Source organism: Streptomyces sp. NPDC023157, assembly GCF_055560575.1.
Map to the genome: position 1 here is coordinate 637,071 of NZ_JBVHIL010000003.1, position 14,612 is coordinate 651,682.

Consider the following 14,612-nt stretch of genomic DNA (forward strand, 5'->3'; position numbering starts at 1 on the left):
TGCGGCGCCATGAGCTCCCCCACTGGGCCTACTCCCGGCCTGCCTGTACGAATGCCGCGCCCCCGCCAGCCCGGGCGGCACCGGCGCCCTGAACCCGTGGTGGCGCCCGAGGGCGCGCCCGCGCTCGTTCTCGCCGTCCCCGGCGTGCCGTCGCCCGCCATACGCTCGCTGGCCGAAGAGGTCGTGAGCATCGCCCGCTCGGAGCTGCCCGGCCTCGACGCCGTGATCGGCTACCTGGACGGCGACGACGCCACCGAGTACCCGACCCTCGGCGCCGTCCTCGCGCGCGCCGCCGCGCTGCGCACCGAGCGGTACGAGCTGGCCGTCGCGGCCGGCCGTGAGCCGGCCGCGCCCGAGGGCCCGCCCGCGGTCGTGGTCCCGCTGCTCGCGGGCCCGGACAGCGCCCTGCTGCGGCGGATCCGCCAGTCCGTGATGGACAGCGGCAACACCGCGGAGCTGACCGATGTGCTCGGCCCGCACCCGCTGCTCGCCGAGGCCCTGCACGTGCGCCTCTCGGAGGCCGGTCTGGCCCGCGCCGACCGCGCCCGGCTGTTCACGGTCGCCACGGCGGCCGACGGCATCATCCTGGCCACGGTCGGCGGCGAGGAGGCGGTCCAGGCCGCCGGGATCACCGGCATGCTGCTGGCGGCGCGACTGGCCGTGCCGGTGATGGCGGCGGCGCTCGACCAGGAGGGTTCGATCACGGCGATCGCCGACCAGCTGCGCGGCTCGGGCTCGGAGCAGCTGGCGCTCGCCCCGTACCTGATCGGCCCGGAGCTGGCCGAGGGCCTGCTCGACGCGGCCGCCAAGGAGGCGGGCTGCGCGACGGCGGAGGCGCTGGGCGCGTACCCGGCGATCGGCAAGCTGGTGCTCTCGCAGTACGCGTCGACGCTGGGGATCTCCCCGCAGCAGGGCTCGCCCGTCCACTGACGGACCGGGCGCACGCAGGACCGTGACGGGAAGGGCCCGCACCGGACATGACCGGTGCGGGCCCTTCCCGTACGTGCGGGGGCGGCGGTTCAGGCGAGGACGACGCAGGAGGCCGCGGGGGCCGGGACGGAGCCCGTACGGGCCGGCAGGCCGGTCTCCGGGTCGACCGTGAACCAGGTGACGTCGCCGGAGCGCTCGTTCGCGGCGTAGAGGTGCCGCCCGGTGGGGTCGAGGGTCAGGTCGCGGGGCCAGTGGCCGCCGCACGGCACGGAGGCGACCAGCCGGGCCTCCGCGCCGCCCGCGTCGAGGGCGAGGACCGCGAGGGTGTCGTGGCCGCGTACGGCGGCCCACAGGAAGCGCCCGTCGGGGGCGACGACGACCTCGGAGGGGTAGCGGTCCCCGGTGGCGTCCGCGGGGACGACGGGGGTCTCGCCGAGCGGTTCGAGGACGCCCGCTTCGGCGTCCCAGCGACACACGGTGACCGTGGGCTCCAGCTCGTTCAGGACGTAGGCGTGGGCGCCGTCCGGGTGGAACGCGAGGTGGCGGGGCCCGGTGCCGGGGCGCAGCGCGGTCGTCCCGTGCGGGCGCAGGACGCCGGTGCCGGCGTCGAGGGCGCCGATCACGACGGAGTCGGTGCCGAGGTCCACGGCGAGCACCCAGCGGCCGCTCGGATCCGGCAGCACCTGGTGGGCGTGCGGCCCCTCCTGACGCCTCTCGACCGGCCCCGAGCCCTGGTGGCGCACCACGTCGGTGACGGGCTTCAGGCCGCCGTCGGCGGCCACTGGCAGGACGCTGACGCTGCCGGAGCTGTAGTTGGCGGTGAGGAGGTGTCCCGCGGCCACGGCGAGGTGGGTGGGCCCTGAGCCGTCCACGGGCACGGGGGCGCCGAGGAGGCGGGGCTCGGGGCCGGTGACGTCGAGGGCGGCCGCGGCGCCCTCCGCGGTCTCGGAGACCGCGTACAGCACCTCGGCGCCGGTCCCGAGAGCGAGGAAGGACGGGTCGGCGACGGCGTCGCTCACCCCGACGATCTCCAGCGCTCCGCTCCCCGGCTCCACCTCTGCGACGAGCACGCCCCGGCCGCCGGCCGAGGTGAACGATCCGATGTATGCCCGCGTACGGCGTGTGTCGCCCACGGCGCCTCCCCTGTCCGCTGTCCCCAGACCGATCACGGCAGACCGGCCGTCGTCGGGGCCGACGTTAGCAGGCGGTCTAGACCAGGCGGGGGTGGTGGGGCGGGGTTCCGGGCCTGCGGTCAGGCCGCCGGGGCCAAGGGTGATCAGCGGGCCTGAGGCGTACCCCGAACCTGGTCGGACGGTCAGGCCGCCGGGACCAAAGGTGCGCGGGGCGACGTGCGGAGGGGGGCCGCCAGGTCTACCAGGGCGCGTTCCAGGCCGTGGAGGTGGCCGAGGGCCGCTTCGGCGCCCGGGTGGTGGGGCGGCAGGGCGGGCGGCTGGGCGGCGGTGGAGGTGCCTCGGCGGGCCGCTTCGACGGGCGGTACGAGGGCGTGGACGGCGGCCTCGACGCGCCACGCGGCGGCGGCGAGCCGGGCGTCGTGCGAGGCGTCCGGGTCGGCGGCGACGGCCGCGAGCCCGCGGGTCTCCCGGGCGCAGTCGTCGAGCAGCGCGAGGACCCGGCGGGCCCGGGCCTTGCGGGCGCGCAGCGGGCTCAGCGGGTGGACGAGGGGGGCCAGCGAGAGGCGGGCGCGGCCGAGCAGGAGGTCGAGTTCGGCGGCGTGCGGCGCCGGGTCGGCGGCCGGGTCGCCGGCGAGCCGCCGGGCGGCGGCCGTGGTGCAGGCGTGCACGGAGCCCACGGCCCGCTGGATCCAGGCGTTGGTCGCGGCGTGCGTGGTGACCGGCAGCAGCGCGACACCGACGGCCGCGCCGAGGGCGCCGACCGCGGTCTCCTGGAAGCGGAGCAGCAGCAGCCCGGGGTGCAGGACGCCCAGCAGCCCGTAGAGGAGCCCCGCCATGACGGTCACGAAGAACATCATCCAGCTGTACGAGAGCGGCGCCGTGTAGAAGATCCCGAAGACGCACACGGCGACCAGCGCGGCCGTCGGGCCGGCGGCCCCGCCCAGCGGCAGGGCGATCAGCAGGCCCGCGGCGATGCCGGTGACGGTGCCGACGACCCGGCGGAAGCCGCGTACGAGGGTCTCGCCCCGCGAGGCGGTGTTCACGAAGATCCACCAGGCGGTGCCGACGGCCCAGTACCAGCGGTCCGGGGAGACGAGCTGTCCCGCCGCGAGGGCGACGGCGCAGGCGGCGGTGGCCTGGAAGGCCTGCCGGGTGGTGGGCCGGGCGAGCCCGGTGCCGGGCAGCGGGGCGGGCGCGGCGGGCGGCGGGACGCGCCGCTCGATGCACCAGGCGACGAAGCGGACCGCGCCCGCCGCGCCGAGCGCGAGGAGCACGGCGGCGTACAGCTCGGGGAGCTGCCGGGGCACGGCGTGCAGGAACTGCGTCACGAAGAACTGCATGAACGCGAAGATGCCGAGGGCGTGCCCGCGCGGTCCCCAGCGGCGCGCGTACACACCGGCGAAGACGACGAGCAGCCAGGCGGCGTCGCGCAGCAGCGGCAGCCCGTGCAGGGCGGTCGCGAGCGCGAGGACGGGGAAGCCGGCCAGCGGCAGCAGGGCCGTGGTGACGGCCTGGCGGCGCACGGTGGGGTCGCCCACCGTGAAGAGCGCCAGGAGCGCGGCGAGGCCGGCGGTGATCGAGGCGGTCAGGGAGAGCCCCACCAGTTCGGCCGCGGCGACGGCGAGGCCGACGCCGAGCACGGCCCGCGAGGCCACGCGCAGGCGGACCTTGCCCGGGTCGGGCGCCACACACACCAGCCGGAACAGCCGGCTTCCGGCCGTCAGGCCCTTCTTCACGACGGTCGTCCCGCCCCCGCTGCCGTACACACACCCTCTTCGTCGTCGCTGTCGTCTTCGGACATGCAGATGGCGCCGCGGGTCCGGGGCCGGCCACCTTGCCGGTCCGGCGCGTGCGCGGCGCCATCTGTCCAACTCTTCCAAGAGGAAAGCATCCTTCCGCTCAGTGGCTCAACCGACGGGCTGAAGGGTGGGCCATTGGTACAGTCGAAGCGTCGGAGTTTCAGCCAGAGGGAGGCCAACGGACCATGGCGGTGGACGAGCTCGACACCCGCGTCCTGCGGCTGCTCATCGAGCAGCCGCGCACCAGCGTGCGCGAGTACGCCCGGATCCTCGGGGTGGCGCGGGGCACGGTCCAGGCCCGGATCGACCGGCTCGAACGGGACGGGGTGATCACCGCGACGGGCCCGGTGCTCTCCCCCGCGGCTCTCGGGCACCCGGTGCTCGCGTTCGTGCACATCGAGGTGACCCAAGGGCATCTCGACGAGGTCGGGGACGCCCTGGCGACGGTCCCGGAGATCGTGGAGGCCTTCTCGATCACCGGTGGCGGCGACCTGCTGACCCGGGTGGTCGCCCGGGACGCGGGCCACCTGGAAGACGTGATCCAGCGCCTGATCCAGCTGCCGGGGGTGGTCCGCACCCGGACCGAGATCGCGCTGCGCGAACGGGTGCCGCACCGGCTGCTGCCCCTGGTCGAGTCGGTGGGGCGACGCGCCACCTGACCGCGCCACCTGAGGGACCAAGGACCCTCCGATTCCGGCGGCGCCTCTGCCAGGCTGGACCCATGAGCACCCCGCGCTATTCGGTCGTCTTCGATCTCGACGGAACGCTGGTGGACAGCGAGCCGAACTACTTCGAGGCGACCCGCCGGACCCTGGCCGCCCACGGCGTGACGGCCTTCGACTGGGCGCGCCACACGGAGTTCATCGGGATCGGCACCCTGGAGTCGCTGCGGGCCCTGGCCGCCGAGTACGGCGTGACCGCTCCGGTGGAGACGCTCCTCGACGCGACCAACCGGCACTACCTGGAGCTCGCGCGGACGGCGACGCCCGTCTTCCCCGAGATGCGGGCCTTCGTGGAGCGGCTGTACGCGGAGGGGGTGCCCATGGCGGTGGCCTCAGGCTCCTCGCCCGCGGCCATCGGGGCCGTCCTCGCGGGGACCGGCCTCGACGCGTACCTGACGACCACGGTCTCGGCCGAGGAGGTGGCGCACGGCAAGCCGGCGCCGGACGTCTTCCTGGAGGCGGCCCGCCGCCTCGGCGCCGCCCCGGAGGAGTGCGTGGTGCTGGAGGACGCGGCACCGGGGGCAGCCGCCGCGCACGCGGCGGGAATGCGCTGCCTCGCGCTCCCCTACGTACCGGGTACGGCGGACGATCCCGCCTTCGCCACGGTCGATCTGCTCTTCCGCGACGGGCAGCGGGAGTTCACGGCGCGGGCCGCGCTGGACTGGCTGGTCGGGCCGACGTCAAAGGCCACGGGGGCATCGCATATGCGAGCGCGATGACACCACATCCCTTGCAGATGAGATGATCGTCGGCTTAGGGTGCGTACATGCAGACCTACACCATCGGCCAGGCGGCGCGCCTCCTCGGCGTCAGCCCGGACACCGCGCGGCGCTGGGCCGACGCCGGCCGGGTCGCGACCCACCGCGACGAGGGCGGCCGGCGCCTCATCGAAGGGCCCGACCTCGCCGCGTTCTCCATCGAGATCGCCCAGAGCGGCCAGGGCGACGAGGAGGAGACGTACACCTCCGTCCGCAACGCGTTCCCCGGGATCGTCACCGCGGTCAAGCTGGGTGACGTCGCCGCCCAGGTCGAGATCCAGGCGGGCCCGCACCGGCTGGTCTCCCTCCTCACCCGGGAAGCGGTCGAGGAGCTCGGCCTGGAGGTGGGCATGCAGGCCACGGCCCGCGTGAAGTCGACCAGCGTGCACATCGACCGCGCCTGAAATCGCGTGGTCGCAGGCGGAGTTCTGTGACAGGGTTCGGCACGCACCCCCGAGAGACCTGGAGCGTCCATGGCGATCCCGCCCCGCCTCGCCCCCCTGCTCGACCAGTTCGAGTTCGCCCGCGAGCGGCTCGTGAACCGGCTGAACGGGCCGGTGACGGACAGCGGCGACGGGACGGGCGTGCCGGTCGGTCCGATCACCGACGCCGAGTTCCTGTGGGAGCCGGTGGAGGGGTGCTGGTCGGTCCGCCGCCGCGAGGACGGGCCCGGACACCGGGCCACCGTGCTGGCCGGCACCGGCGACTGGGGCCGTGACGCGGCACCGTACCCGCACCCCGAGCCGGCGCCGTTCACCACGATCGCCTGGCGGCTGAGCCATCTCTCCGAGATGTTCACCCTCCGCACCGACCACACCGCCGGCGGCCACCGGCTGACCCGCGACGACTTCCGCAGCCACGGGGACGCCGCCGCGGCCGTCGCGGACTTCGAGCGGGCCGCCGGGGCCTGGCACACCATGCTGCTCTCGCTGGACGACGGCGTGCTGGACAAGATCGGGTACAGCTCGTACCCGCACGGCAGCGACCCGGAGGACCCGCTCCTGGAGGTCATCTGGTGGATGAACCAGGAGCTCCTCCACCACGGCGCGGAGATCGCCCTGCTGAGGGACCTGTACCGGGCCCGGGGCGCCGGCGTCTGAACCCCTCCCCGCGGGGGCGGCGAGTGGGACGATGGAAGGGGTCCCCCCTCCCGAGCAAGGAGGCGACATGTCCAGGATCAACGCCTCCGTCGACATCTCCCGTCGCCCCGAGGACGTCTTCGCCTATGTGACCGACCCCTCCCACCTGCCGGAATGGCAGGAGAGCGCGGTCGCCGTGCGGCGGACCGCCGGCACTCCCGGCACGATCGGGCAGCAGGTCGCCGTCACCCGGCGCATGGGACGCCGGGACTTCGACATGACGATGGAGCTGACCCAGATCGACCCGCCGCGCAGCTGGCACGTCCACGGCGTGGACGGTCCGGTACGCGGTGACGTCCAGGGCACCATCGAGCCGCTCGACGACGGCCGGCGCTCACGGCTGACGCTCTCCGTCGGCTTCGAGGGCCACGGCATCGGCAAGGCGCTCGTCCCCCTGGTCGTCACACCGCGCGCCCGCAAGGAGATGGCGCGGGACGAGCAGAAGCTGAAGGGCATCCTGGAAGGCGCCACGGGCTGACGGCCTTCCACGCGGTCGTACGCCGGTCAGCTCGTCGTCCGGGCGAGCAGCATGGCCACGTCGTCCTGCGCCTGGCCGTCGAGCAGTCCGGCCAGGATGTCGTCGCACAGCGCGTCCAGCGGTCGGCCCGTGTCCCGCAGGGCGTCGGCGAGCTGGGCCATGCCCTGGTCGAGGTCGCGGTCACGGGCCTCGATCAGACCGTCCGTGTACAGGACGAGCAGGCCGCCGGCGGGCAGGGCGACCTCCACGGTGCCGAACTCGTGGGCGCCGGTGCCCAGCGGAGTGCCGGGCGGGCCGTCGAGGAAGGTGATGGCCCCGTCCGGGGTGGCCACGGCCGGCGGCGGGTGGCCCGCGCGGGCGATGGTCCAGATCCGGGTGACCGGGTCGTGGACGGCGTACACACAGGTGGCCATCTCGTCCTCGCCCAGGTCGGCGACGACGGCGTCGAGGGAGCGGAGCATCCGCTCGGGCGGGATGTCGTGCGGGGCCAGGGTGCGTACGGCGGTGCGGAGCTGCCCCATGACGGCGGCCGCGTGGATGCCGTGGCCCATGACGTCGCCGATGACCAGGCCGGTGCGTCCGCCGGGCAGCGCGACCACGTCGAACCAGTCGCCGCCGACGTCGTGCTCGCTCGCGGGGAGGTAGCGGCCGGTGAGCTCCAGGCCCGTCACGTCCGGCAGGGCGTTGTTGGTGAGGCTGCGCTGGAGGGTGAGCGCGGCCTGCCGCTGGGTGGTGTAGAGGCGGGCGTTGTCGATGTTGAGCGCGGCGCGCGCCGCGACCTCGTCGATGAGGACGCGGTCCTCGTCGTCGAAGGGTTCACGGGTCCGCAGCCGGGTCACCGAGACGGTGCCGAGCACCGTGCCGCGGGCGACCAGGGGGATCAGCCGGGCCGAGCCGATGCGGGTGGCGAGATAGCTGCGCAGGGCCTCCATCCGGGGGTCCCTGATCAGGGCCGGGATGTCGGCGACGTACAGGTCCATCGCGCGGGCGTCGGTGATGACCTCCTCGTACACGGAGTCCAGCGGTATCTGGAAGGTGCTCCCGACGCCGAGCAGCGCGGTGGGGGCGTCCGCGTCGGGGAAGGCGGCGGCGAGGCGGCGCAGCACGCCCCGGGTGGCGGCGGTGGACTCGTCGGGCTCCAGGACGGACGCGAGGAGCTGGACGTCGGCGGAGTCGGCCAGCTGCGGGACGAGGAAGGAGACGACCTCCTCCGCGGTCTGCCGCAGGTCGAGCGTGGTGCCGATCCTGGCGCCGGCCTCGGCGAGCAGGGTGAAGCGGTGCCGGGCGCGCTCGACCTCGACGTGGGCCTGCTGGCTGTCGGTGACGTCGATGAGGGAGGCGATGACGCCGAGGGGGCGCCCGGCGTGGTCGAGGAGCGGCGCGTAGGAGCAGGACCAGATGTGGTCGCGGCCGGGGTCGGCGGGGGTGCGGCCGACCCGGCGGGCGTCGACGACGGCGGTGCCGCTGTCGAGCACCTGGGTCATCAGGGCCTCCAGCGCGCCGGCGTTCACCCCGGGGACGACCTCGGTGAGCCGGCGGCCCAGGTGCTCGGCGGGCGGCACGCCGTTCATCCGGGCGAGGGCGTCGTTGACGCGCAGGAAGCGCAGGTCGGGGCCGAGGGTGGCGAGGCCGATGGGCGACTGGGTGAAGAGGGACTCCAGGGCCGCGAGCGAGTCCCGCATCCGCAGGACCTCGGAGGTCTCGACGGCGATCAGCATGGCGCCGGGGCGGCCCTGCGGGTCGGCGGCGGGCACGATCCACATCTCCATGACGACCTGGTGGCCGTCGCGGTGCCGTACGGGCAGGGTGCCGACGACGGTCTCGCCGGCCTGGACCCGCCGGGTCAGCCGGTCGGCGAGCTCGCGGTTGGTGTCGGGGACGAGGAGCGGGGTGGCCAGGCGCCCGATGACGTCCTCGGGACGGTGGCCGAGCAGGTCCTGTGCGGCGAGGGACCATTCGACGATCCGGCCCTGGGCGTCCTCGCGCCAGAGCGCGATGGGCAGCAGGTCGTTGAGCACGCCCGCGTACCCCACGGCCGCCCGTGGCGGCTGCGGAACCCTGCTCGGCGACTGGTGAACGTGCAATGCATCGACCTACGCATCAGCCTGGCCCCGAGGGGCGCAACACCTACCGATTCACCCTATCCGAGACACTCCGCACAGGCGCTGCGCGGTTCCGCCGAGCGACGACGGAGAGCCCTTTCCGGATACCCCCGGGGGGTCACGATTCCGTAGTTCTACGGATGTACGAACCCGTGCCGTTCTGAAAGAGTCTGCGCAAACGCCCACGATGTATGCGCATCCATGGACCGTATGCGCACCCATGGACTCCGAGGAACCCGAGATCGCCCCCCACAAGCCCCACATGTTCCAGGTCGATCTGCGTGGCCTGGTGGATCTGCTCTCCCACCACCTCTACTCCAGTCCCCGGGTCTACCTGCGCGAACTCCTCCAGAACGCCGTGGACGCCCTCACCGCCCGACGCGCCCTCGACCCCCGGGCACCCGCCCGGGTCCAGATCCACGCCGACGGCACCACCCTGCGCATCACCGACACCGGCATCGGCCTCACCGAGACCGACGTCCACACCCTCCTCGCCACCATCGGCCGCAGCTCCAAACGCGACACCACCCACGGCCTCGACACCACCCACGGACTCGAAACCGCCCGCGCCGACTTCCTCGGCCAGTTCGGCATCGGACTCCTCGCCTGCTTCGTCGTCGCCGCCGAGATCCGCGTCGTCTCCCGCTCCGCCCGCACCCCCGACGCACCCCCCGTCGAATGGCGCGCCCACGACGACGGCTCCTACACCGTCACCACCCTCGACCCCACCCAACACCCCGAACCCGGCACCACCGTCCACCTCACCGCCCGCCCCGGCACCACCGACTGGCTCACCCACGACCGCGCCCTCACCCTCGCCCGCCACTACGGCACCCTCCTCCCCCACCCCATCCACGTCGGCGACGAGCCCGTCACCGACACACCGGCCGTCTGGGACCGCGCCTTCGCGAGCGCCGAGGAGCGCGGCACCGCGCTGGCCGGGCACTGCCGCGAGACCCTGGGCTTCACTCCGCTCGACGTCATCGAGCTCGACGTGCCCCTGGCCGGGCTGCGCGGCCTCGCCTACGTGCTGCCGTCGCAGGTCAGCCCGGCCCACCGCGCGGGCCACCGGGTCCACCTCAAGGGCATGCTGCTCACCGAGAAGGCCGACGGGCTGCTGCCCGACTGGGCGTTCTTCGTCCGCTGCGTCCTGGACACCGACACCCTGCGCCCCACCGCGTCGCGCGAGGCCCTGTACGAGGACGAGACGCTGGAAGGCGTGCGCGAGGCCCTCGGCGGGGCCGTCCGCGACTGGCTGGCGGAGCTCGCGGCCAGCGATCCGGAGCGCCTGCGCCGCCTCCTCGCGGTCCACCACCTCGGGGTGAAGTCGCTGGCGCGGCACGACGACGGGATCCTGGCGGCGATGCTGCCGTGGCTGCCGTTCGAGACCACCGACGGCCGCCTCTCCCTCGACGAGTTCGCCCGCCGCCACCCCGTCGTCCACTTCACCCGCACCGTCGAGGAGTTCCGCCAGGTCGCCGCCATCGCCGCCGCCCAGGGCATCGGCGTCGTCAACGGCGGATACACCTACGACAGCGCGCTCGTGGAGCGGCTGCCGTCGGTGCTCCCGGGGACCGTCGTGGCCGAACTCGACGCCGACACCGTCACCGACCGCCTGGACACCGTCGCCCCCGACGCCGAGCGCGCCCTCACCGCTTTCCTCGCCGTCGCCCGGACGACCCTCGACGCGCTCGACTGCGACGTCACCCTGCGCGCCTACCGGCCGCTCACCCTGCCCGCCCTGCTGCTCGACGCCCGCGAGGGACGGCACGAACAGGCGCGGGCGGAGGCGGAGGGCGAGGCCGACGACCTGTGGGCCGGCATCCTCGGCTCCCTGCGCGGCAGCGCACCCCGCGCCCGCCTCGTCCTCAACCACCAGAGCCCCCTCGTCCGCCGCATCGCCGCCCTCGACGAACCCCAGCTCACCGCGACCGCCGTAGAAGCCCTCTACGGACAAGCCCTCCTCATGGCCCAACGCCCCCTCCGCCCCGCCGACAACGCCCTCCTCAACCGCACCTTCCTCGGCCTCCTCGAACGGTCCGTGCGGCCGGGTCCCGGCGGGACGGCCCGTACGGCGGACCCGGCCCCCGACCGCCCCTCCGGAGAACACCGATGAGCCGCCGCTCGCTCGACGAGATCCGCACCGACGTCTACCGCAACAGCGAGGAACCGTACGGCTCCGCCCGCACCGCCCGCGCCGAGCGGCTGGTCGCCGAGGCGGAGGCGACCGGCGACCGCCCGCTGCTCGTGGAGGCCCTCACGGAACTCACCGTCGCGTACACCTCCAGCGCCGAGGGCGACAAGATGTTCGTGCCGTTCGCGCGGCTGCTGCGGATGTGGGACCAGAACCCGGGCGACTTCGACGAGGACGACACCCACGAGCTGTTCTGGATGTTCAAGTGGGTCAGCGGCAACGCGCTCGACCAGCCCGGCATCCCCCTCGACTCCATCGAGCGGTGGCTCACCGAGATGCGGCACCGCTACCGGCTCGCCGGACACTCCGAACGTGGCGTCCACTCCCGGGAGTTCGAGGTCGCCCGGCACCTCGGGGACCTGCCGCGTGCCGAGCGCGCGCTGGCCGCGATGCTCGCCTCCGAACGCGACGAGATGGCCGACTGCCCCGCCTGCGAACTGCACGAACGCGGCCGGTGGGAGACCGAGCGGGGCGAGGACGCCCGCGCCCTCGACGTGTGGCGGCCGGTGCTCGACGGGCGCGCGGGCTGCATGCACGAGCCGCACGCCGTCCTCGCGCTCTCCCTGCTCCCCCTCGTGCGCCTCGGGCGGCTCGACGAGGCCCGCGCCCACCACCTGCGCGGCTACCGCATGGCCCGTGCCGAGGCCGGGCTCACCGGCTCCGTCGCCGCGCACATCGAGTTCTGCGCGCTGACCGGGAACGAGCCGCGCGGCCTGGAGATCCTCGCCGAACAGTCCGCCCGCTGGGGCCTGCGCGGCGACATCGGCCCCTACCTCCAGTGGCTGACCTGCGCGGCCCTGCTCACGGGCCGGCTCGTCGCCCTCGGCCAGGGCGAGCGCCCGGTGCCCGGGCCCGCCGGCACGGAGTGGACGGCGGCCTCGCTCCACGCGTACGCGGCCCAGGAGGCCCTCGCCCAGGCGGCCCGCTTCGACGCCCGCAACGGCAACTCCCTCACGTCCGCGCGGGTACGGGCCCGGATGACGGCGGAACCCCTGCTCGACGCCCTGGCACTGGGGTGGGGCGGGGAGCGGCGGACCGGTGACGGGGTGGTCGAGATCGAGATCGCCGCGTCGCACGACACGGCTGCGGGAGGCGACCGGGAGGACGGGTACGCAGCGGCTGCGGGTGCAGGTGTGGGTGCGGCCGGTTCCGTGGAGAGTTCCGAGGAACTCGTCGTCCGTGCACGGGCGTTGACGGCCGGCGGCCACCCGTCGGCCAGGGCGGCCTGGGACCGCGCCCGGGCCGCCGTCGAGGCCCGCGGCGACACGCTCGCCCCCGCCGACGCCGCCGACGCCCTGGACGCCGAAGCCCTCGACCTCCAGCGCTCCTCCGCGGGCGGCCCCGAAGCGGCGGCGCTGTTCACGCGCGCGGCGGACCTGCACGTACGAGCCCGGCGCGACGGGCGGGCCCTGGTGTCGCGGGCCCGTGCGCTGATCGTCACGCCGGACGCCCCGGCGGACGGGCTCGACGCCTTGTGCGTACGGGCCGGAGCGCTGCACGCGGCCGGGCGGGCCACCGCAGCCGAGACGGTCACGGTGCTCCTGCTGCGCTGCCGTGCGCTGGTGGCGGGGCTGGGGGCCGCGCTCGTACCGGCGGGTGTGGGGGCTCGTATCGAGGCCGGCGTGGGGACTGGCATCGGGGCCGGCGTGGAGGCTGGTGCGGCGGGTTGCGGGGTGACCGAGGGGCTGGTCGAGACGCCGGTCGGGGGCGCGGGGGGCACGAAGCCGGGCTCGGTGGGCGGGGTACCGGGGGGCGGCGCACCGGTGGACGGTGTACCGGTGGACGCTGTACCGGGGGGTGGCGCACCGTCGGTCGGCATACCGGTCGGCGGTCCGGCCGTCCCCGATGTCGCTCGGGCTCGGGAGGAGATCCATCGGCTGCTGGCCTTCGCCGAGGAGGCGCGGGTGGGGCGGGACCGGCGGCAGGACCCGGAGTTACTGAGCCGGATCGCGTCCGCCGTCGAACTGCTCGCGCGGATCACCGCGCCGGAGGATCCTCGGGCCGCCGTGCGGCTCGTGACAGCCGCGGTGACCGACCATCACGAGGCAGGCCGGCCCTGGCTCGCCACGCCCGGCGAACTGCTGCTCGTGAGCCTGCTGTCGGCGGTGGAGGACCACGAGCGGGCGGCGGCCGTGGCGCGCGGTGTCCTCGGCGACAGCGCGCGGGTGGAGCTGCTCGGTCCGGGTGACCGGGCCCGGTTCTGTCTGGCGCTCGCCCAGGCGGTGACCGGTCTGGAGGGTCCCGGGCCCGAGGCGGAGGCGCTGCTCCTGGACGCCGATCTCTTCGCCGGGTCCGCCGGGGAGGGCGCCGGTCTGGGCGCCCTGGTGCGGCTGCGGCTCGGCGGGCACTACTGCGCGCTCGGGCGGTTCCACGAGGCCGCCGCCACCCTGGAGGCGGTGCTGCCGGAGCTGTCCGTCGGGCACGACCCGGCGGATCTGGTCCAGGCCCGGGTGTGGCTGGCGCACGCGGCGACGGGTCTCGGCGAGCCTCGGCAGGCCGCCGAGCAGTACGCGCTGGCCGCCGCGGGGACCCGGGACTGGGCGGACCGGCACCATCACGCGGCCCTCTCGCAGCAGGCGGCCGAGGCGCTGGCGGCGGCCGGTCTGCCCGAGGAGTCGGCCCGCGCCTACGAGCATGCGGCCGACCTGTGGCGGGCGCTCGGGGACCGGATCGGGGCGGTGCGCGCGCTGCGGGGCCGGGCCTGGGAGGCGCTGAAGGTGTGGGGGCCGGCCGAGGGCGAGGTCGTCATGGCGGAGGCGCTGCGGGAGAACGAGCGGGCGCTCGCGCTGGCCGGGACGGGCGAGGAGCGGGCGCGCGGGACGGCGGAACTGGGGCACACGCACCAGCAGTTCGCGCATCTCCTGGTGGAGACGGCGGAGGCGGCGCCGTTCGAGGAGGTCGACTCGGCCGAGCGGTACGCCGAGCTCGCCGCCCTCTTCGAGCGGGCGCTCGGCCAGGCGGAGCGGGCCATCGCGGCCCTGCGGACCTGTGGCGAGCCCGCCCGCTCCGACCTGTGGCTCTGCGAACTCCTCGCCGTACGGCTGGAGTGGGGGCTCGGGCGGGCGGGCGCGGCCAACGGGCGGGCCCGGCGGGTCCACGCCGGGGTGCAGGACCTGCCCGATCCGGACGGCACGCTGTCCGTGGTCGCCGCCGAGTGCGAGGCGCTGCTCGGCACGCCGGACTCCTTCTGACCCGTAGGGCCTGTCGTCACACTCCCGTCGTTGCCCGAAGGGCGGCCCCGCGGCGTCTGGTGCGTGCTCTCGGTGTGCCGGGTGGAAGCCCTCGTACTGGACCGTACTTGGGCTTTCGCCCGGTGCGGCGAGAGCGCGTGCCAGGCGTCGCGGGGCAGACGGGAGT

At 75.0% G+C, this 14,612-nt stretch carries 11 protein-coding genes; 8 read left to right on the top strand and 3 right to left on the bottom strand.

What is annotated here, in order from left to right:
* Positions 1-9: 9 nt before the first annotated feature.
* Positions 10-930, top strand: coding sequence for a sirohydrochlorin chelatase (locus ACZ3ZE_RS13870; protein ID WP_361173701.1), 921 nt, complete (start codon positions 10-12; stop codon positions 928-930).
* Positions 931-1,019: 89 nt separating this feature from the next.
* Here ACZ3ZE_RS13870 and ACZ3ZE_RS13875 read toward each other — a convergent pair whose 3' ends face one another.
* Together ACZ3ZE_RS13875 and ACZ3ZE_RS13880 are read right to left on the bottom strand one after the other, a co-directional pair.
* The gene (locus tag ACZ3ZE_RS13875) at positions 1,020-2,063 is read right to left on the bottom strand and encodes a lactonase family protein (RefSeq protein WP_363293332.1); all 1,044 of its coding nucleotides are present in this window, start codon (positions 2,061-2,063) and stop codon (positions 1,020-1,022) included.
* A gap of 182 nt (positions 2,064-2,245) precedes the next feature.
* Complete coding sequence (locus ACZ3ZE_RS13880; RefSeq protein ID WP_361625195.1) at positions 2,246-3,757, bottom strand: FUSC family protein; 1,512 nt, start codon at positions 3,755-3,757, stop codon at positions 2,246-2,248.
* 290 nt (positions 3,758-4,047) lie between these two features.
* Here ACZ3ZE_RS13880 and ACZ3ZE_RS13885 point away from each other — a divergent pair, with 290 nt between their 5' ends.
* The 5 genes from ACZ3ZE_RS13885 (at position 4,048) to ACZ3ZE_RS13905 (ending at position 6,959) form a co-directional block, all read left to right on the top strand.
* Complete coding sequence (locus tag ACZ3ZE_RS13885; RefSeq protein ID WP_329418541.1) at positions 4,048-4,521, top strand: Lrp/AsnC family transcriptional regulator; 474 nt, start codon at positions 4,048-4,050, stop codon at positions 4,519-4,521.
* 62 nt (positions 4,522-4,583) lie between these two features.
* Complete coding sequence (locus tag ACZ3ZE_RS13890) at positions 4,584-5,303, top strand: HAD family hydrolase (RefSeq protein ID WP_363293330.1); 720 nt, start codon at positions 4,584-4,586, stop codon at positions 5,301-5,303.
* A 47-nt stretch (positions 5,304-5,350) separates the two neighbouring features.
* Positions 5,351-5,746, top strand: a complete 396-nt coding sequence (locus tag ACZ3ZE_RS13895; RefSeq protein WP_329418543.1) for a TOBE domain-containing protein — start codon at positions 5,351-5,353, stop codon at positions 5,744-5,746.
* A gap of 69 nt (positions 5,747-5,815) precedes the next feature.
* Complete coding sequence (locus ACZ3ZE_RS13900) at positions 5,816-6,442, top strand: DinB family protein (protein ID WP_361173690.1); 627 nt, start codon at positions 5,816-5,818, stop codon at positions 6,440-6,442.
* A 67-nt stretch (positions 6,443-6,509) separates the two neighbouring features.
* A complete protein-coding gene (locus ACZ3ZE_RS13905) occupies positions 6,510-6,959 on the top strand; it encodes an SRPBCC family protein (RefSeq protein WP_361173687.1) in 450 nt (149 codons plus the stop codon).
* Between the two features lie 26 nt (positions 6,960-6,985).
* Here the strand turns inward: ACZ3ZE_RS13905 and ACZ3ZE_RS13910 are convergent, their stop codons facing one another.
* Positions 6,986-8,977 carry a SpoIIE family protein phosphatase gene (locus tag ACZ3ZE_RS13910; protein WP_442304192.1) on the bottom strand — a complete coding sequence of 664 codons (1,992 nt, stop codon included), beginning with the start codon at positions 8,975-8,977 and terminating at the stop codon, positions 6,986-6,988.
* Between the two features lie 304 nt (positions 8,978-9,281).
* On the opposite strand from ACZ3ZE_RS13910, the gene ACZ3ZE_RS13915 reads away from it, so the two are divergent.
* Both ACZ3ZE_RS13915 and ACZ3ZE_RS13920 read left to right on the top strand, forming a co-directional pair.
* On the top strand, positions 9,282-11,177 hold the full coding sequence (locus ACZ3ZE_RS13915; protein WP_467259133.1) for an HSP90 family protein: 1,896 nt from the start codon (positions 9,282-9,284) through the stop codon (positions 11,175-11,177).
* A complete protein-coding gene (locus ACZ3ZE_RS13920; protein WP_467259135.1) occupies positions 11,174-14,446 on the top strand; it encodes a tetratricopeptide repeat protein in 3,273 nt (1,090 codons plus the stop codon). Before ACZ3ZE_RS13915 ends, ACZ3ZE_RS13920 begins: the two co-directional genes overlap by 4 nt.
* Positions 14,447-14,612 lie beyond the last annotated feature (166 nt).